15 protein-coding genes are annotated in these 19,136 nt (G+C 46.9%); all 15 read left to right on the top strand.

The window, feature by feature from the left end; translation table 11 throughout:
• The first annotated feature begins 111 nt into the window (after positions 1-111).
• The 15 genes from BLQ79_RS05880 (at position 112) to BLQ79_RS05810 (ending at position 19,129) form a co-directional block, all read left to right on the top strand.
• On the top strand, positions 112-1,254 hold the full coding sequence (locus BLQ79_RS05880) for a S1C family serine protease (protein WP_234944942.1): 1,143 nt from the start codon (positions 112-114) through the stop codon (positions 1,252-1,254).
• Positions 1,251-1,730, top strand: coding sequence for a 23S rRNA (pseudouridine(1915)-N(3))-methyltransferase RlmH (gene rlmH / locus BLQ79_RS05875; protein WP_091364770.1), 480 nt, complete (start codon positions 1,251-1,253; stop codon positions 1,728-1,730). The genes BLQ79_RS05880 and rlmH overlap by 4 nt, the downstream gene beginning before the upstream one ends.
• 70 nt (positions 1,731-1,800) lie before the next feature.
• On the top strand, positions 1,801-2,343 hold the full coding sequence (locus BLQ79_RS05870) for a CBS domain-containing protein (RefSeq protein ID WP_091364768.1): 543 nt from the start codon (positions 1,801-1,803) through the stop codon (positions 2,341-2,343).
• 74 nt (positions 2,344-2,417) lie between these two features.
• Positions 2,418-3,473 carry an elongator complex protein 3 gene (locus BLQ79_RS05865; RefSeq protein WP_091364765.1) on the top strand — a complete coding sequence of 352 codons (1,056 nt, stop codon included), beginning with the start codon at positions 2,418-2,420 and terminating at the stop codon, positions 3,471-3,473.
• 81 nt (positions 3,474-3,554) lie between these two features.
• Positions 3,555-4,901, top strand: a complete 1,347-nt coding sequence (locus tag BLQ79_RS05860; protein ID WP_091364763.1) for a TrkH family potassium uptake protein — start codon at positions 3,555-3,557, stop codon at positions 4,899-4,901.
• A gap of 8 nt (positions 4,902-4,909) precedes the next feature.
• Positions 4,910-5,575, top strand: coding sequence for a potassium channel family protein (locus BLQ79_RS05855; RefSeq protein ID WP_091364761.1), 666 nt, complete (start codon positions 4,910-4,912; stop codon positions 5,573-5,575).
• Positions 5,576-5,732: 157 nt separating this feature from the next.
• Positions 5,733-6,992 (top strand): UDP-N-acetylglucosamine 1-carboxyvinyltransferase, encoded by a 1,260-nt coding sequence (gene murA / locus BLQ79_RS05850; protein ID WP_091364759.1) that lies wholly within the window; start codon positions 5,733-5,735, stop codon positions 6,990-6,992.
• Positions 6,976-8,067, top strand: a complete 1,092-nt coding sequence (locus BLQ79_RS05845) for a rod shape-determining protein (RefSeq protein ID WP_234944941.1) — start codon at positions 6,976-6,978, stop codon at positions 8,065-8,067. Before murA ends, BLQ79_RS05845 begins: the two co-directional genes overlap by 17 nt.
• Before the next feature lie 178 nt (positions 8,068-8,245).
• On the top strand, positions 8,246-8,536 hold the full coding sequence (locus BLQ79_RS05840; protein WP_091364756.1) for a biotin/lipoyl-containing protein: 291 nt from the start codon (positions 8,246-8,248) through the stop codon (positions 8,534-8,536).
• An 18-nt stretch (positions 8,537-8,554) separates the two neighbouring features.
• A complete protein-coding gene (locus tag BLQ79_RS05835; RefSeq protein ID WP_091364755.1) occupies positions 8,555-10,450 on the top strand; it encodes a SpoIVB peptidase S55 domain-containing protein in 1,896 nt (631 codons plus the stop codon).
• 75 nt (positions 10,451-10,525) lie between these two features.
• The gene (locus BLQ79_RS05830; protein ID WP_091364806.1) at positions 10,526-11,287 is read left to right on the top strand and encodes an MlaE family ABC transporter permease; all 762 of its coding nucleotides are present in this window, start codon (positions 10,526-10,528) and stop codon (positions 11,285-11,287) included.
• Between the two features lie 14 nt (positions 11,288-11,301).
• The gene (locus tag BLQ79_RS05825; protein WP_091364753.1) at positions 11,302-12,066 is read left to right on the top strand and encodes an ABC transporter ATP-binding protein; all 765 of its coding nucleotides are present in this window, start codon (positions 11,302-11,304) and stop codon (positions 12,064-12,066) included.
• Complete coding sequence (locus BLQ79_RS05820; protein ID WP_091364750.1) at positions 12,063-13,211, top strand: MlaD family protein; 1,149 nt, start codon at positions 12,063-12,065, stop codon at positions 13,209-13,211. The genes BLQ79_RS05825 and BLQ79_RS05820 overlap by 4 nt, the downstream gene beginning before the upstream one ends.
• A gap of 28 nt (positions 13,212-13,239) precedes the next feature.
• Positions 13,240-14,706 (top strand): TolC family protein, encoded by a 1,467-nt coding sequence (locus BLQ79_RS05815; RefSeq protein WP_091364748.1) that lies wholly within the window; start codon positions 13,240-13,242, stop codon positions 14,704-14,706.
• A 46-nt stretch (positions 14,707-14,752) separates the two neighbouring features.
• A complete protein-coding gene (locus tag BLQ79_RS05810; RefSeq protein ID WP_091364745.1) occupies positions 14,753-19,129 on the top strand; it encodes a translocation/assembly module TamB domain-containing protein in 4,377 nt (1,458 codons plus the stop codon).
• Positions 19,130-19,136 lie beyond the last annotated feature (7 nt).

Genomic DNA, 19,136 nt, shown 5'->3' with positions numbered 1-19,136 from the left:
ATGCTACGGGATATGACCTGATTCATCCAGGGCGGGAACTTTCTCTGATGTGTTAAAATAGGTTTACGCTGAAAATCCTTTCAATCGTTTATACGAAGTGGGGGCTTTACTTTGAAAAATAACAGAAAATATATAAATAACAGCAAAGGACGATTTGATAAAAGACTGGCCGTTATCCTTCTTGCAGCTATCCTGATTGGCGGGGTAAGCGGATATAAATTAAATACACATATGCATCCTGCAGGAGATGAACAGGGCACATATACATGGAGCAATGACTCCAGCGCGCCGGTGGAAAGTACCCTGCCGGCTTCCAGAAATACTGCGGTAGTGGAAACTGCTAAACGAGTTGGCCCGGCAGTTGTCGGGATTACATCTGAAGTGTATGACCGCGACATCTTTAACCGGAATGTGGAAGTGGGGCAAAATGTAGGGTCCGGTGTTATTTTTGATAAAAAAGGATATATTGTTACCAATAACCATGTAGTAGGTAATAATCGACAGGTCAACGTAGCACTCTCTGATGGTCAGGTAGTCACAGGGAAGGTTATCGGAACGGATGCGGTAACCGATCTGGCGGTGGTAAAAATTCCGGGCAGTGATAAACTTCCGGTAGCTGAATTTGGTAATTCCGATTCCCTGCAGCCTGGGGAAACCGCAGTAGCCATTGGTAATCCGCTGGGCCTTGAATTCAGAGGTACCGTAACGGTTGGGGTCATCAGTGCGCTGAATCGTACACTGGATGATGTAGAACAGCAGATTAAACTTATTCAGACAGATGCGGCAATTAATCCGGGCAATTCCGGAGGAGCCCTCTGTACGGCCGATGGAAAGGTTATCGGTATCAACAGTGCTAAGATTGCAAAAGCCGGGGTAGAAGGGATGGGATTTGCCATTCCAATCAACCAGGTGAAGGCTATCGTTTCTCAGCTCATCAGCAATGGGCATGTTACCCGTCCATATCTGGGCTTATATGGGATTGATAAGACACTGGCAGCTAGAAACGGCATCTCCTGGGATCATAACGGGGGAATCTATGTATACAAGATTGCTGACGGCAGTCCTCTGGATGGAAGCGATATTGTACGCGGAGACTATATTATGCAGATTAATGGAAAGGCAACCAATTCCCTGTCTGAACTGAGAAATGTAATGATGAACTATAAACCAGGGGATAAGGTAACCATCACCTATGAACATAGTGGTCACACCAGAACCGCCGTGGTAGTTTTGGGAGAGGATGACGGGAAATGAAATTTTCTGTAATCGGCATTGGGAAAATCAAAGAAAAGTGGATGAAGGCAGGAATAGCCGAATACACTAAACGGCTGTCCGGGATGGGCAGAGTGGAATTTATTGAGCAGGGGGAAGAACGGGTTCCGGATAATCCTTCTCCCGCGGATATTACTAAGGCACTGGATCGGGAAGCGGAAAAACTGTTGAAATATGTTCCGGAAGGAGCCTGCGTGATCCTTCTGGATACAAAGGGAAAGGAAATGAGTTCAGAAGATTTTTCCCACTGGATGGAAAAAAAGATGGTAACAGGAAGCAGCCATTTCTGTTTCCTTATCGGAGGTCCTTATGGTAACAGCGATTTGCTGAGGAAAAGGGCACAGCTCAGGTTCTGTCTTGGCCAGATAACACTGACACACCAGATGGCAAGGCTGATTCTGACAGAACAGATTTACCGGGCGATGAAAATCATGAGACATGAGCCATATCATCTCTGATATTGACTATTGTATGATATAATATGATTATCAGATGATTCTGTTATAACTAAGAATTCAGGTGGATATTATGACTTCAAAAGTGTATAAGGCAAAAGATTTTATGTCAAAGTATGTCCTGTCTGTACCAGCAGATTGCACAGTACAGGAACTGATTCATTTGTTTGTATCCCATCCTATTGATGCGATTCCGGTAACTGATGGCGACAATAAGCTGCTGGGGATAGTTTCTGAAGGGGATTTGCTGTATAAGAAGGTACGTCCTTATGTTCCACAGTATGTGGATGTACTGGGCGCCAGCCTTTACTATTGCGGATATGGCCGTTATGAAAAGTCTTTCCGTAAATTACTGGCAACCAGAGCAGATGAAATCATGACCAAGGATGTACGTTGTGTAACTCCGGAAACGGATATGGACACCATTACTTCCCTTATGATTGATGAACATCTCAAGACGGTGCCGGTAGTAGATAAGAACAACCGGCTGGCAGGCATTGTGACACGCCATGATATCTTGGGGGTTATTGCCGCTACGGATGCAAGAGATCTGATTGATGGTGTTGGTGAATCCGTAAAGAATGCTATGGATTCCAAAGCAAACAAAGAAAAGTAGTCTGCAGGACGGCAGATAAGGAAAAGCGGGACATGTCTCGCTTTTTCTTTATCTCCGGATAATGATAAGATAAAATGAAACATGCAATTATTCCTTTATTTATACCCCACTGGGGATGTCCTCATCAGTGCGTCTTCTGTAATCAGGTACGGATTACCGGACGGAGTACGTCGGTTACGGCGCAGGATATAGAAAAGATTATCAGAGAATATGTGCCGGTTCGCGATGATAGCCGGTACTGGGAGGCCGCTTTTTATGGCGGATCCTTTACAGCGCTTCCTGTTAAAGTTATGGAAGAACTGCTGAAGCCGGCGAAACAGGCGCTGGATGAAGGAAGGATTCGTGCCATACGGTTGTCAACCCGGCCGGATTGTATTACGCCGGAAATCCTCAGGCTCCTGAAGAGATACGGGGTTAAAACCGTAGAACTGGGAGTGCAGAGTCTGGATCCCCAGGTACTGAAAAAGGCGGAACGGGGACATACGGCAGAAGACGCCAGGCAGGCCGCAGCGCTCCTGCGGCAAAATGATTTTTCCGTGGGATTGCAGTTTATGATAGGGCTTCCCGGAGAAGACTGGAAATCCATGCGCTACACAGCGCGGAAGGGAGTCAGGTTAAAACCTGATTTTATACGCATATACCCCGTGTTGGTTCTGGAAGGCACTGCACTGGGACAGATGTACAGGGCGGGAACATATCGCCCTATCCGGCTGGAAGAGGCAGTATGTAAGGCTGCCTTTATGAAACGGTGGTATAATCACCATGGTATTGGAGTTATACGCGTAGGCCTTCAGGCTACGGATGAATTGGATACAGGACATTCCCTTCTGGCGGGGCCCTACCATCCGGCAATGGGGGAGATGTGTGATCAGTACATCGCCCGTCATGTCATTACGCCATGGATACGTCGTGCAGCGGGACCGGTAGAAATCGTATGCTCCCGCAGGGACCGTTCAAAAGTTATGGGGCGGCGCAGGGAGTCCTGGATTTTTTATGAAGAACTTATGCAGGGAAAAGGAACGATAACCTGCAGAGAAAGCGCGGATATAGCTGTGGGAACGGTACGGATTTACTATGGAGATAAACACGTTACCGTAATGATTGATGAGAATGTTCCACTGGAGAACTGACGCAGGCAGCAGTGATTCAGCAGGACAGACTATACAGGAAATGAACGGGTCATATGATGAAAAGGAAAGGAGAAAGGACTCATGATAAAATCCATTATTTCAGCACTTGGATTCTTTCACCGGGGCTTTCTGATTATGGCCGGTTTTGCCCTGTGCATGCTGTTCTGTGCCTGTGTTCTGATGCTTCCTGTCTCACAGAATGGCGGGGTGCATCTGAGCTTTCTGGATGTACTTTTTACCGCGGTCAGCGTAATCAGCGTGACTGGGTTGTCCTATATCGATATTGAAAAGGAATTTTCTCTGTTCGGCCAGATATTCATCATGATAATGAGCGAAATCGGTGGGCTGGGCATTATGACAGCTATGGCGGTATGGGGAATCAGTACAGGGAAGCGGATTCAGCTCAGGGAACGGCTTCTGATAAAGGATTCTTTTAATCTGCAGACCCCTTCCGGTGTAGTCTGGCTGGTAAAACGGATTGTAACTACCACCCTGTGGATTGAATGTATTTCCAGCATTCTCCTTTCTATTTACTTTGTTCCACAGTATGGATGGAAAGGAATTTATCTGGGATGCTGGTACTCGGTGGCCTCATTCTGCAATACCGGATTTGATATTCTTGGGGCAGAAGGCGGAGTGGCCGGACTCATGTCCCATCCGTATCCGCTTATAATTATTTATCTGACCTCATTGCTGGGTGGAGTAGGTTTCCTGGTTATCAATGATGTCATTGATAAGAGGTCCTGGCGGAAATTCCAGCTGAATACGAAGATTGTCATCACCACCGGATTGTTTCTTACGGTGGTAAGCACCGTGGCCTTTCTCTGCCTGGAAGGTGAAAACCCGGCGTCTATGGCGGCTCTGTCATGGCCGGATAAGGTGGTAAATGCTCTCTTTATGGCATCATCATCCCGTATGTCCGGGTTCTCCATGGTGGATATGACCGCGTTGAAACCGGCGACACTGCTTCTGATGATAGCCCTGATGAGTGTGGGAACCGGGCCGGTATCTACCGGGGGCGGAATCCGTACTACTACGCTGGCTGTGCTTTATCTGTCCACAGCCTCCTGGCTGCGGGGCAGACATCAGGTGGTAGTCTATCATAAGAGGATACCCATGCAGGTGCTCTATAAGGCACTGAATATATTTTTTATTTACAGCGGCTTTGTGTTTTTAACCACATTTGCCATGCTTGTATGTAATACCGGAGGTTTTTCTTTCGGTCAGATTTTATTTGAATCGGTTTCCGCGTTCAGCACCGTAGGGCTTACGGCAGGTGTGACCGCACAGTTAAATACATCGTGCAAGATCATTCTTATGATTGCCATGTTCATAGGCCGTGTGGGAATTATGACGCTGTCTATTGTTTTTGGGGATAGAAGAAAGAGAAATCTCCAGTTCCCGGAAGAAAATATTTCGATTGGCTGAGGGTATAAATGAATAAAAAACTGATATTTTTTGTAGCTGGGCTGGGTCGTTTTGGAGAAAGTGTAGCCACCACTTTGGAAAACATGGGATATGAAGTTATGGCCATGGACCTGGATGAGGATGTTGTTCAGAATCTTTCCTCAACACTGGGCTATGTTGTATGTGCCGATGCTTCAGAAGAAAAAAACCTGCAGGCTATAGGGGCAGGGAATGCCGATGTGGCGGTAGTGGCACTGGGGGATATGTCAGCCAGCCTTCTGAGTACACTTATCCTTAAGGAAATGGGCGTAAAGAAAATTGTCGTCAAGGCATTAAGCAAAATGCACGGTAAGATGCTTACTAAAATCGGGGCAGACAAAATCATTTATTCTGAACATGAAATGGGAATTCGGGTAGCTCACAATCTGGTGAACCCGGGACTGGTAGATTATATCGAAATGGATAATGATCTGTCGGTGTTCAGTATCAGGGTGCCTTCCGGGTGGGTGGGGAAGGATCTGAAACATCTGAATGTCAGAAATAAGTACAATATCACAGTAGTTGCCATCCGCCGGGGAGAGAAGACCATGGTTAATCCGAATCCTGAACTTAAGCTGCAGGTGGATGATATGATGATTATTCTTGGGGATAATGAAAGTGTAAAGAAGGCAACAGAAACAATCGGGAACAGCTGATAACCGGAATCAGTGTCCTTGAAATGGACACTAATCTTTGCTATGATATCTATGAATTTTTGTTCGATATACACAAAGTAATATTCTTTTTGTAATAAAAACGATGTGTCGGGTTCTGTTTAAATACAACAGATTTTAAGTACAGGAGTGATTCCTTTTGGAAAAATTAATCATCAGGGGCGGCCGCCCTCTGCATGGACATGTGCGTGTGTCCAGCGCTAAAAATGCAGTTTTGCCTATTATCGTTGCTACATTGCTTCCGGATAGCCCATCCACTATCATTGATGCGCCGCATCTGGAAGATGTAAAGACTATCTGCAGTGTTATTGAATCTCTGGGCGGAAATATCCTGCTGAGAGATAACGCTATGATTTTTGATACGACAACGGTAGATAAGACAGAAGCATCATATGAACTGATGAGCCGCATGCGGGCATCCTTCCTGATTATGGGACCGCTTCTGGCTAAAAAACGTCACGCAAAAATTGCACTTCCAGGCGGCTGCATGATTGGCAGTCGTCCAATTGACCTGCACCTTAAGGCCTTTGAGGCCATGGGAGCTAAAGTTACGGTAGGTAATGGATATGTGGAAGCTTCTGTACCGGAAGGACTTAAGGGAGCTACCATTTATCTGGATTTCCCGAGTGTCGGAGCTACAGAAAACATTCTGATGGCAGCGGCAGTGGCTGATGGAAAGACTATTATTGAAAATGCTGCGGAAGAACCGGAAATTGTGGATCTGGTCACCTTCCTTAACAGCATGGGAGCCAATATCAAGGGCGCGGGTACCAATGTCATCCGTGTAGAAGGGGTTAAACATCTCTACGGCGCATCCCACACCGTTATTCCGGACCGTATTGAAGCGGGAACATTTATTATTGCAGCGGCTATGGCCGGCGGCGATGTAGTGGTGGATAATGTGCTTTCTGAACATCTGAAACCGCTTCTGGCCAAGCTTGGTGAAGCTGGAGTCAAGGTTATTAAGGATATTGACAGTGTACGGGTTATCAGTGACGGACATATCCATTCTACCGATATTAAGACGCTGCCATACCCTGGATTCCCGACGGATCTGCAGGCACAGTTCATGGCCATGATGACCATAGGGGATGGAACAAGTACGGTAACGGAAACTGTATTTGAAAACCGGTTTATGCATGTTGGCGAACTGCGTAGGATGGGTGCCAATATTGAGGTAGAAGGCCGTAAGGCTATTGTTCATGGGGTTCCGTTCCTTCAGGGGGCCTTTGTCAGAGCCACTGATTTGCGTGCAGGTGCCGCATTGGTACTGGCAGGACTGGCGGCCCATGGTGTAACTGAAGTCGGAGATCTTCGTCATATCGATCGTGGATATGACCATTTGGTTGAGAAGCTGAGAGGCTTGGGAGCTGACATTATCCGTGTCGACAAAGATTAAAGGCGTTAAAAATAATTTACAACTGTCCATGCCCGGAGGGTCTCTGGTAGACTGGCTTGGTGGACTGGGGGCTGAAGATATCGGAGTGGATCTGGGGAGCTCTAATGTAGTTATCTACATAAAGAATCAGGGACTGGTATTTCCGGAATCTTCCGTAGTGGCTGTGCGTGAAAAGAACGGCGAATTCGTGGCTTCCGGTACCAGGGCAGAAGAAATGGAAGGACGTACACCTAAAGGTATTTATACGATACGTCCTATAAAAGAAAGTGCCATTGTGGATTATCGGGCAACGGCACATCTTCTCAATTCCATCATTAACCAGTCATACCTTAAGCGGATGTTTTTCCATCCCCGCCTGATTATCTGTGTTCCGGTAGGAATTACCGGGGTACAGCGCAGGGCACTGCTTGAAGCCGCTTTTACCATGGGGGCAAGAAAGACCGTCCTCATCGAACAGCCTATAGCTTCCCTTATGGGGATTGGACTGGATGCATCCCATATGGAAGGGGCCATGATAGTCGATGTTGGCGGAGGTACCACTTCGGTATCGGTAGCCTCTGTCCATGGTATCGTGGTGAGCGACTATTCCCGTATGGCCGGCATGGCTATGGACCAGGCAATTATAGCCCGTGTCCGGGAAGTATATAAGGTGGAAATTGGAAGAAAGGCTGCGGAGCTTGTCAAGATTGCATTGGGAGCCCGCTGGCATATTGATAACAGGAAACGAAGCACCTCGGTGTGCGGTACATCCCTGGTTACCGGGCTTCCGGTGAAAATTGAAGTAACAGGAAAGGTGGCAGCCGAAGCACTGACACCAGTTCTTGAGCATATTTTCCGGAAGGTAAGGAGTGTCCTTCAGAAAACACCTCCTGCACTTCTGGCTGATATCCGGGATCATGGCATCATGATTACCGGCGGGGCAGGGCAGCTGAAAGGTCTGGATCAGATGATTACGAATCTGACTGGAATCCCTGCCTATGTAGTGGAACATCCTCTGTATGTCAATGCTATTGGCGCTGGCACAGCACTGGGATATATGAATGATCTCAGGGATTCCATGCAGGATTTGCGATAATTTTAAGATAAAAAATTCAAACTGAAAGATTGCAGGCCGTATCTTCTGCGTAGCGGAAGGTATGGCCTGCAGTTTTTGTGTTACAGGGAAGATAAGGGCAGATTACCCAAATTTTGTGCAGAAATGGTACAATGAACAAAAGAATAACTATCGGTAAATGAAAGGGAGTAGAGTATCTATGAAAACCAGATATAAGATTATGGCAGCAGCTGCTCTGCTGGCGGGAGCAATTTCTTTTGCATACGCGTCCGGTCCAGTTGTACAGACCTCGATGCTCAGCGGTACTACCGTCAGTGTAGTGGCACCTGGAACAAAGGTTAAAGAAGGGGATGTGCTGGTTATGGTGGATTCCCTGGTGGGACCAGTACCGGCAGCCCGCGCTACAGCGGATGGAACAGTAAAAGAAGTTAATGTGACCAAGGGACAGAAAATTGTACAGAATCAGCAGGTGGCAGTCATTGCTGATTAATTGGCTGGGGGAATGGTAATGAAATCTAAGTGGATCAGGAAATATAAACTGGCAGTTATGGTGGGATGTGCACTGCTTTTCAGCGGAGCTTCGGCATGGGCCGATCCCTTCATGCCGGTTTCTTCCGTACGGGAAGGTATGCATGGATTGGCTAAAACCGTTGTTCATGGCACGACCATAGATACATTCAATGTGGATGTACTTGGTGTGCTGAAAAATAAGGGGGCCAATGGGGGAGATCTTGTCCTCGTAAAAGTATCCGGACCACTTATTGATAAGACTAATGGCATTGCCCAGGGGATGAGCGGAAGTCCGGTATATATCAATGGGAAGCTTCTGGGGGCGGTGGCTTATGGCTTTCCACAGTCCGGCGGCCGTATCGGCATGGTTACGCCTATTGAGGACATGCTGAAGCTCTGGGCTATTGATGATAACGAATCCAGCACTATGGAACCGGATGTTAACCATCTGATTCCGCTGGAGACACCACTGATGGCATCGGGATACACCGCCGATGGGATGAATTTCCTTTCGGAAAAAATGAAGGGATTCCATATGACACCCTATTCGGCAGCCTCTTCCGGAGAGGATGACCGGAAACTGCCATTGTATCCGGGAAGCTCCGTAGCCGCCACCATGATTACAGGCGATTTAAAACTGGGAGCCATAGGGACGGTAACCTATGTGGATGGTGACCATATCCTGGCTTTTGGCCATCCGTTTATGAATGCGGGAAATACTGGGTATTTTATGCATAATTCCTACATTTTCACGGTTATACCCAGCACGAATACACCGTTTAAACTGGGGTCAGTGGGAGCGGAAATCGGAGAAATCAATCAGGACAGAGGTACAGGAATCAGTGGTGTCAGCGGCGAAAGTCCATCTTTTGTTCCGTTGCATGCCCGGGTAACAGATGAAGACCTTCGTTTTACACGAAATCTGGACGTACGGATGATTAAGAGTCAGAAACTGCTTCCTACTCTTTCCGCGACCTCTGTATATAACGCTATCAGCAGTACCATGGACAGAAGCGGTGAAGGAACAGTAAAGTTCACATACACTTTCTATCCGGCGGATAATGCGCAGAAACCGTTTACACGGACCAATATGTACTGGTCTTCATCGGACATTGCGTCCCGCAGCGTAGATGAGATTTATGATGTACTGAAGATTCTGGCTGATAATCGATTTAAGGATTATGACCTGCGGAATATCGACGTTAACATGTCGGTGACAAAGGACAGAAAGACAGCGAGAATACTGGATGCAACAGCAACACCGATGATTGTAAGCCCTGGGGATACCATTTATCTGCGTGTCCGCCTGCAGGCATACAGAGGTGATGTATTTTATAAGGATATGACATTTACCGTACCGAAAGACCAGCCATATGGAAAAATGATGCTGGAAGTGCGCGGTGGTGGTGTAATACCGCTTCCTTATCTGTTGGAACAGCAGAAATATAATTTGTCGGATGAAGTACTGGATCGCCTGCGTACATACAAGAATTTTGACGATCTGCAGAAAAATATTATGGATGAGGATCAGAATAATCAGGTGGTTATAGAAATTCTGGATCCGAATGTCAGCATGATATCTAAAGAAGATGATGGCAGGGCATCAGCGGAGATTCAGGGGAAAAAGGTGCAGGATACTCCGGACTACCTTCATAAAGAGGATAATAAGTCCAACAAAGACAGTGATAATGCGGAAAGGCCAAGAAGCCGTGCGGATACCGACTATGTGATTTACGGAGATGGTCAGTTTACATTTACTGTATTGCCTGAAGCTAAAAGAGATGCAGCGCTGAAAAAGATGATAAACAGCCGGAAGAAAGCGGTGGCAGAGATGCATGCCGATAACGAAAATGAAGCTCAGGATGCAGATTCAGGAAGTGAAGAAAAAAAATAAATAGTCTGCTATCTATTTTTTATGATATTTGTTATACTGGTCTATAAGCAATAAAAGGGAGGGAAAAAGCGCATGATGGAAATGCTGGAATGGCTTGGCAGAAAGACGCTGGGGATATTCGATCAGCTGGGTGCGATTATCCTTCTTTTTGTTGCCGCAGTGAAACAACTGCCGAAAATCAGTTTTCATGAGACCGCAAAACAGAGTCTTGACCTGGGGGTAAAATCTTTTTCCATTGTCGCGTTGACTCTCCTTTTCACAGGGATGGTACTTTCCGTACAGATGGCCGGTGTACTTACTAAATATGGAGCCGCTTTTTCCATCGGCGGGATTGTAACCATAGCCATGGGAAGAGAGTTAGGACCGGTTCTCTGCGGCGTAGTGCTGGCCGGCCGATGCGGCGCGGCCATTACGGCTGAACTGGGGACCATGCGGGTTACGGAACAGATTGATGCCCTTCGCTGTATGGCAGTCAATCCTGTGGCCTATCTGGTGGTGCCCAGAATGGTGGCCTGTATGACCATGCTTCCCGTACTTAATGTATTTGGGGTGGCAATCGGTATTGTAGGAGCCATGCTGGTTGCCGCGTTAAAAGATGGGGTTTCCGCCTACACCTTTTTCCATTCCATTCAGGTTTTCTGTGGAACGGAAGATATATCGGCCGGTATCATTAAATCGGTGATATTTGGCATGATTGTGGCTCTGGTGGGGTGTGACCGTGGGATGACCTGTGACGCAGGGGCAGAAGGGGTTGGCAAGGCAACCACACAGTCGGTAGTATATTCTATCGTTATGTTATTTGCAGCTAATTATCTGCTGTCATCCGTATTGTTCTGAGAATAGGAGTTATCTTGATTAGTGTTGAACATGTAAGTAAGTCCTTCGGCACAAGACAAATACTCCGGGATGTAAGTCTATCCGTGGGAAAAGGAGAAACGATGGTTATCCTGGGAGCTTCCGGCTCCGGGAAATCCACACTCCTTAAGATGATTATCGGCTTACTTCGCCCCGACAGTGGACGTGTGATGGTCAATGGACAGGATATTACCCGGATGAATGAAGACGAATTAAACAGAGAGCGGATACACATGGGCATGGTATTCCAGTACTCCGCATTGTTTGATTCCATGTCGGTCAGGGAAAACGTAGCTTTTGGACTTCGCCATCATGGACATTTTTCTGAAGCGGAAATTGATTCCATAGTCAGGGAAAAACTTCACCTGGTAGGATTGGATGGTACAGAATCCCTTATGCCGGCCAGTTTGTCAGGCGGCATGAAAAAAAGGGTAAGTCTGGCCAGGGCCATCGCGCTGAATCCGGAAATTATCCTGTATGATGAACCGACTGCCGGGCTCGATCCGATTCGGTCGACGGACATCAGCGCGCTGATTAAGCGTATGCAGGAAACTATGCACGTAACCAGTGTGGTAGTAACCCATGATTTGAAGTCTGCGTATTATGTGGCAGACCGGATTGCATTTCTGTATAAGGGGCAGTTCCGATTTATAGGAAAGCCTGAGGAAATCAGGAATTCAGACGATCCGACAGTTCAGCAGTTTATTCAGGGACGGGGATCTCTGACAGAAGATTCCCATACAGGAGGTGACAGAGGATGAAATGGTCTACAGAAGCCAAAGTAGGCGCGTTTGCATTGGCCGGCATTGCTCTGTTCTCCGGGATGATGGTTGAGCTTGGTAATGTAGTTCTTTTTGGGAACAAGGGATTTGATGTCACCGGGTATTTTGAAGACGCAGAAGGCATAGAGCCGGGCAGCTCCATTCAGTATGCCGGAGTTGAAGTAGGCCGGGTTGACAGCATTGCGGTGAAAGATGGACAGGCTGTTTTATCCCTCCGGCTGTATGAGGGTACACAGATTCCTAAAGATGCGGAATTTTCCATTCAGGACAGCAGTATTATGGGTGGAAAAATTGTCAGAGTTACCGGAGGTACATTGAGTGAAGGGTACCTGGGCCCGGGAATGGCTATACAGGGGGATTCCGGCGGGTCGATGAATGCTGCTATGGGGAAGATGAACAAGCTGATGGATTCGGCGCAGACCATGATGGATGGCTTGAATACCATTGTGGCGGATCCAAAAGCACAGGGGTCAGTCAAGAGTACTCTGGCTAATGTGGACACGATGACACAGAATCTGGCCAACATTACTGCACAGGGAATTGCCATAGCTCATCAGGTGGATGGGATGACACAGCAGATGAATGCCATGCTTCGTCAGTTTAATGGAGATGGTAAGGCGGTCAGCGATGCAAGGACGATTCTGGACAACCTGGCAGCTACATCGGCAAACGCGAGGTCGCTATCTTCTCAAGCGGCACAGATGTCCGGAAAATTAAACAATTTCATGAGTGGAGATAATTTGTCGGCTGACGCTTCCATGTTATATAATGTTAAAGACAATGAATTTTCACCGGATTTCAGTGTGAAATTTGGTGGAGACAGGTTTTTCCAGCTGGGAATAGAGTCTCTGGGAAACGGTTCTCTTCTGGATGCTTCATTAGGACAGAAACGAGGAAGTTTTGATTTCTATGGAGGCATTATCCGCGATAAAATCGGCGGTGGTGCAGCCTACAGAAACGGAAGATGGAAATTTAACACAGATTTATATGATCCCAATGATTTAACAATCCGTCTCCGCGGTGGATATGAATTCTCACCGAATATTTCAGTGGTGGGGCAGTCCATTCTGCCGCATAGCCGTGAAGGTGGCGGGGAATATATTGGTTTGGGTTATACATATTGAGACTCTGAAGAAGGGATGGAAATAAAGAATGAATAAGAAAAGATATGCAGTACTTGCATCAGCAGTGATATTGTCCTTAGGGGCCGGATTTAACGTTATGGCCGCAGATTCTGTACGCACAACTACAGATCCGGCTATTACCAGCAGAGCATTGAAGAATGATGCTGCAGAAAAAGAAGCTGCCCGTAAAGTGGACTTTACCAATCGTCTGCTCGCCAAGAATCTGGGAACAGAAGATGTAACCGCAGTAAAGGCTCCGGCTGCAAAGGCACTCAACATCGATCTGAAGGGTGCAGTTACTACAGCTCTTAATAACAACAGAGATATCCGACTTTCTGAATACGCACTGGAAAAGGCTAAAGCTCAGGTCAGTGAAGCGGCTGCAGGCAAGAATCCGCAGGTTTCCTATGACTGGAAGGGCGGCAGAGCCAAGACAAATCAGACAGTCAAAGTTATTTCCAATTCTTACAGCAATGGAATCAATGTAACCTGGCCAATCTGGACCGGTGGTGCTGTAGAAGGTGCCATTGATTCAGCACGCTATGCAGAAGATGCGGCTAATGTAGCTGTATACCAGCAGGAAGCAGCAACCAAGCTGTCTGCGACAAAGGCATACTATCAGTGGCTGGAAGCTATCAACCTGGCCGATGTAGCGGATGAATCTGTGTCTAATCTGGCTGGACATCTGTCCAACGTAAAACAGCAGTTTAATGCAGGTATTGTAGCCAAGTTGGATGTGCTGTCATCTAATGTGTCTCTGGCTAATGCCAAGGAAGCTGATATTTCTGCAAAGAATACACGGGATGTAGCGGAAGCTAATCTGAATAATGTTATGCGTATTCCCATGAATACCAAACTGACCCCAACGGATAAGCACTTTCCACAGCCTGACATCACCATTACCATGGAACAGGCAATTGCTATGGCGGAAAAGTACCGCTGGGAACTTGTACAGGCAGATTATAACGTAAAGATGGCGGAAGAAGCTGTCCGTATTGCCAGAGCCGGATATATGCCGACAGTAGCACTTACCGGTGGATACAGCTGGAATGATGACGATTTCCCGGGATTCAAGCATGAAGGCTGGAGTGTCGGTGGTGGCTTAAGCTGGTCAATTTTTGACGGCGGGGCAACTGATGCCAAAATCCGGGAAGCAAAGGCTGATCTAAAGACAGCGGAAGAAACACTTCTTAAGTCCAGAGAAAGTATTGAACTGGAAGTTCGCCAGGATTATCTGAATGTTTTCTCTGCTAAGGAAAAGATCCGTGCCACCGAAGCAGCAGTGGCAGAAGCAGAAGAAGCTTATAAGATTGCTACAGTTCGCTATGCATCAGGTGTAGGTATCAACCTGGACGTACTGGATGCTCAGCTGCAGCTGAACCAGGCGAGAACCAATTATATTACCGCCCTGTACGATTACAATATCGGACTGGCAACTCTTGAAAATGCTATGGGGATTCCTGCAGTTATTCATACGGAAACAACTGTTAAGTAATTCCGCTGATAGTCAAATTTAATATACGAGTGGGGAGCGCCTACTGTTGAAGCACACATGGATTAAGCGATTGGGGATTTTGAGTGCCATACTTGTAGTACTGGCACTGTTGACCGGTGTACTGGCTCATTATTATGCAGTTCCTGCAATTAATGAGGCGGTGGCATCGACAGCAAAGAAAAAAATTAATGGACAGCTTACATGGCAGTCTATGGAATTGACCCCTGGCCTTGATATCCGAATTAATGAGCTGGATGTAAAGGATAAAAAAGGGAGGGATGTCTTAAAGTCGCCTCAATTAACAGTCAACTGGTCTGTGTGTGCTTTAATGCGCTCTTTTTTTGATGACAGAGATACCCTGGCTGCCATTACCAGCATTGTGGCTGACAAACCGGCAGTTCAGGTATATAAAGATGGAGAACAGGGCTGGAACGTCTCTCATCTGATTATTGTGGATAACAGTACACCGGCTTCCAGATTTTATGGCCGGGTCCTCATTCATGACGGAAGTGTGCTTGCTGTACCGGCAGCCGGTTCAGCTGTACATGTTTCTTCCCTGAATGGCCAGCTGCGCTGGGATGATGCGCAGATTATCCACGGAGCCTTTACCGGACAGGTAGAAAAGGCGCTGACCCGTATGGATTTCAATTATAAAGATTCCAGTCACTATGATGGAGAAGTGACAGCGGATGGTCTTCCACTGACTTTGATTTATCAGCTGGGCATATCCTATCCGGAAGCCATGAACGATCTTCACATAGAACAGGGAAAGCTTTTTGTACAGAAAGGCCATCTCTGGAACAGAAATGGAACCATTTCCCTTCATGCTTCCGCACAGATTAATGATGCAGGCGGGCGGTATAAGAATTATCGTTTCTCCGGCGGCTATGCGGACTTTGATGTATTCAACGGTCACGCGGGAATCCATACGCTGTCAATGCAGGTTAACGGACAGGCCATTAAGGGCAGACTCTCCGCAGACTGGGGAAAGTCAACATCTGTAGATGGCAGTTTCCGTGGACAGGATATAGACCTGGCAGCACTTCTTCCAGGTCAGTCTGCCAGCGGCAGGGTAAATGGGACTGTACACGTATATGGAACCACAGATAAACTGTCTGCCAGCGGCCGAGTTTCCGGCTCAGACATCAGTGTTCAGGGAGTACATCTGAAAAAAGGGCAGGGAGCTTTCTTATGGGATGGAGAAAAACTGACTCTTTCTGATTTCCATGGTCAGCTTGGAAATGGCTCTCTGGATGGGACAGGAAGCTATGCTATGCATAGCGGAAAATTCTCAGTCAATGTCATTGCCCATAATGCGGATATAGGAACCCTGGCACGCTCTTATGGTGTCAGTGGTATACTGTCCGGACAGATTCAGGCAGAAGGTACACTTTCCGGAGGTACTCCGCACCTGGATTCTGCATATGGCCGCTTTAGCGGTACACAGATTAAAGGGCATGGGGCTTCCGTCGGAGCCGTGACCGGATCCGTTACTTTATTCGGAAATAATCTTAATGCAGTGATAAATGCCAGCCGATTTACCTATCAGGGAATGCAGGCAGACAGGATATCAGCTAATGTGACCAAGGCGGGAAATATATGGAATATTATTTCTGCAGATGGTCTTTCCGGACAGGGGGCATTCCATATTTCCGGAATGGCATCTGACCGCCAGATGAATCTTCTGGTGGATGCGGAACGTATATCGTTAAAGGGAGTATCCCATGTGGCCGGGGTAGCTATGTCCGGGGTGGCATCTCTCCATGGCCGGATTACCGGTACCATGAAATCTCCGGTATATCAGGGCAGCATATATGCGTCTGATGGATCCATAAAGGGTATGGAGTTTACTGATATATCCGGCAGTCTTACACTGGACCGGAACGGTGCGCGTATAGACAATCTGCGCTGGAATACCCGTGAAGGGAGTCATGAAATTTCCGGTATGCTGGGATTCAACGCTCAGTCTTCATTAAATCTGAAGGTTAAGTCTCAGAATATCCGGGCAGAACAGGTTCTGATGTTGGCAGGGATGTCCTATCCGATTACCGGATACGTAAACAACAATATGACCATTACGGGAACATTGAAGAATCCGGTGGTTACAGGGGAAATTCTGGCCTGGAATGGCTCGGTTATGGGTCAGCTGTATCAGAGCATTGGCGCCGATTATTCCTTTAAAGATGGGGTACTCAGCATATCCAATGGCCTGGGAAACGCTTATGGAGGAACGGCCTCAGTTCAGGGGACAGCTTCAGAAAAGGCCATTGACATGCATGTGGAACTGGTAGATGTCGATGCTGGTCGTATTCTGTTAAACAATCAAGTGGATGGTAAGATTACTCTTCGTGGGCAGGTCACTGGCAGTCTCAGTAATCCCATATTTGGCGGACATGTGGAAAGCCGGTCTATCCGCATAGGGGAAGCTTATATGGGACTGGTTAATGCGGATATTGACTATGCAAATCATGTCATTTCTGTTACTAATGGCATGTTTAAACAGGGAAGCGGTGATTTTACCTGGAAAGGCAGTATCAATTTGACCAATATGGGCATAGACGGTCACTTGCAGTTTACTGACTGGGATATGGCAGAGGCGGCCAAAATACTTCAGGTTCCTGTTCAGAACGTATCAGGGATTATGAGTGGTGCTATGAATATTACCGGCTCTATAGAACATCCAAATGGAGATATTGCCGCCACTATCAGTAAAGGGAATCTGGGAAATCAGCCGATTGCGGATGGAAAGATAGATCTGTCCTATAGAAATGGAGCGTTGACTATTCGTCAGTTACGCATACCTGTAGGGACGGGACTTCTGGCTGCTGAGGGGGCTACTACGCCTCAGGGGGGCCTGGATATTCAAATGGCAGCAAAGGATATGAATCTGTCCTGGGTACCACAGGTTCTGGGGCGGAAAGATGTTCAGCTGGATGGCAGCCTGACGGCAGGGATAAAACTGTCAGGAACAAAGGATAAACCCAATGCGGAAATTTCCATTGGTGTTGATAATCCTTCCTATAACGGCACTGGATTTGATTCCATGTCAGTTATGGGGCTGATTACCCAGGGGAAGGTATTTATCCAGCATGGTCTGGTTGTAAAGGGCCCCTATAAGGCCACTATGTACGGTACCATGCCAATTAATGCATTCACCAGGGTAAATACGGCAAATGCGGCTCCCATGAATCTGGATATTAATCTGGATAATGCAGATCTTAACATTCTGGCTATGCTTACCAATGCGGTTACCTCAGCGGAAGGACCCATAAAGGGACATGTTAAGGTAACCGGGCCCTGGACTGATCCTGAGCTTAACGGGGGTATTGCCATCTCCGATGGTTCCATGATGATAGAAAGCATGAAGGAAGCCGTTACCGGTATTTCAGGGCAGATTCAGTTAAATGGCAAATCAGCAGATTTGAATCTGCAGTCGGTCCTTGGGGGCGGCACGGCAGCGATTACCGGGAAAACGAGCTGGGATAAGGGTAGCCTGACCAGCTATGAAGGAACCGTTCAGGTGCATGCACCTGCCATTCAGTCTACCTATTATAATGGGGCACTGGATACCGATCTGACTATTGCTGAGATGTTTGGCAAACCGGGAATTAAAGGAACTGTATCGATTCATGACGCCACAGTGGATATTCCATTATCCTTTGAATCCGGTGATGGTTCATTGCCTGTAAATACCAATCTGGATATACAGATTGGAGACAATGTGAAGCTCTATAACAGTATGCTTTATGATCTGGCAATCAAAGGAAATATTAAGATTATAGGACCGCTGTCTGCACCGATATCATCTGGACGCGTCAATGTACTGAATGGTACGATCCATTATCTTTCCAATGAATTTAATGTGACTGATGGATACGCTATCTGGGGCGGAGTGCCTGATTCCATCCTGCCAGTGATAAATCTGGCGGCGGGAACCAAGGTGGGCCATTACACTGTAGATATGAAGCTTTCCGGACCTCCAGGGGCTTTCCGATTTGAACTGAACAGTGAGCCAGCATTGAATGATTCTCAGATTGTTACATTGCTTACGGTACATTCTGATCCATCCAGTCCGGATAATGATGCGGTACAGGGGGCGCTGTTTAATGCAGGACTGCAGATGGTATTTAACAGCGGGGTACAGGATTACCTCAAACAGACCATAGGATTGGATTATATCAGTGTGACCTCCAGCCTGAATGAAGGGTATGAAAGTGATTTAAAGCAGAATGACAGCTATTACTATATAAAGATTGGTAAATATCTGTTTAATGATTTTATGCTTACGGTTACTACAGGAATTAATAACGAACAGAACAGTCTTGGTTTTTACTATAATCTGAAAAACCGCCTGGGGGTTTCCGCGTGGTATAATAGTGAACATGATAAGTATGTAGGAGCGGACTGGAGCTTTAATTTCTAGGAGTACA

Origin of the sequence: Dialister histaminiformans, assembly GCF_900103425.1 — a bacterium.
Taxonomy (GTDB): Bacteria; Bacillota; Negativicutes; order Veillonellales; family Dialisteraceae; genus Allisonella; species Allisonella histaminiformans.
Note: the sequence above shows the minus strand (reverse complement) of the source record. Positions and strands in the feature narration are given on the sequence as shown.

What these genes read in the sequence shown, in the direction of transcription:
- BLQ79_RS05820 (WP_091364750.1), top strand. Translation starts at nt 12,063, where the DNA reads ATGAAATGGTCTACAGAAGCCAAAGTAGGCGCGTTTGCATTGGCCGGC.
- BLQ79_RS05840 (WP_091364756.1), top strand. Translation starts at nt 8,246, where the DNA reads ATGAAAACCAGATATAAGATTATGGCAGCAGCTGCTCTGCTGGCGGGA.
- rlmH (WP_091364770.1), top strand. Translation starts at nt 1,251, where the DNA reads ATGAAATTTTCTGTAATCGGCATTGGGAAAATCAAAGAAAAGTGGATG.
- BLQ79_RS05830 (WP_091364806.1), top strand. Translation starts at nt 10,526, where the DNA reads ATGGAAATGCTGGAATGGCTTGGCAGAAAGACGCTGGGGATATTCGAT.
- BLQ79_RS05860 (WP_091364763.1), top strand. Translation starts at nt 3,555, where the DNA reads ATGATAAAATCCATTATTTCAGCACTTGGATTCTTTCACCGGGGCTTT.
- BLQ79_RS05865 (WP_091364765.1), top strand. Translation starts at nt 2,418, where the DNA reads ATGAAACATGCAATTATTCCTTTATTTATACCCCACTGGGGATGTCCT.
- BLQ79_RS05815 (WP_091364748.1), top strand. Translation starts at nt 13,240, where the DNA reads ATGAATAAGAAAAGATATGCAGTACTTGCATCAGCAGTGATATTGTCC.
- BLQ79_RS05870 (WP_091364768.1), top strand. Translation starts at nt 1,801, where the DNA reads ATGACTTCAAAAGTGTATAAGGCAAAAGATTTTATGTCAAAGTATGTC.
- BLQ79_RS05835 (WP_091364755.1), top strand. Translation starts at nt 8,555, where the DNA reads ATGAAATCTAAGTGGATCAGGAAATATAAACTGGCAGTTATGGTGGGA.
- BLQ79_RS05855 (WP_091364761.1), top strand. Translation starts at nt 4,910, where the DNA reads ATGAATAAAAAACTGATATTTTTTGTAGCTGGGCTGGGTCGTTTTGGA.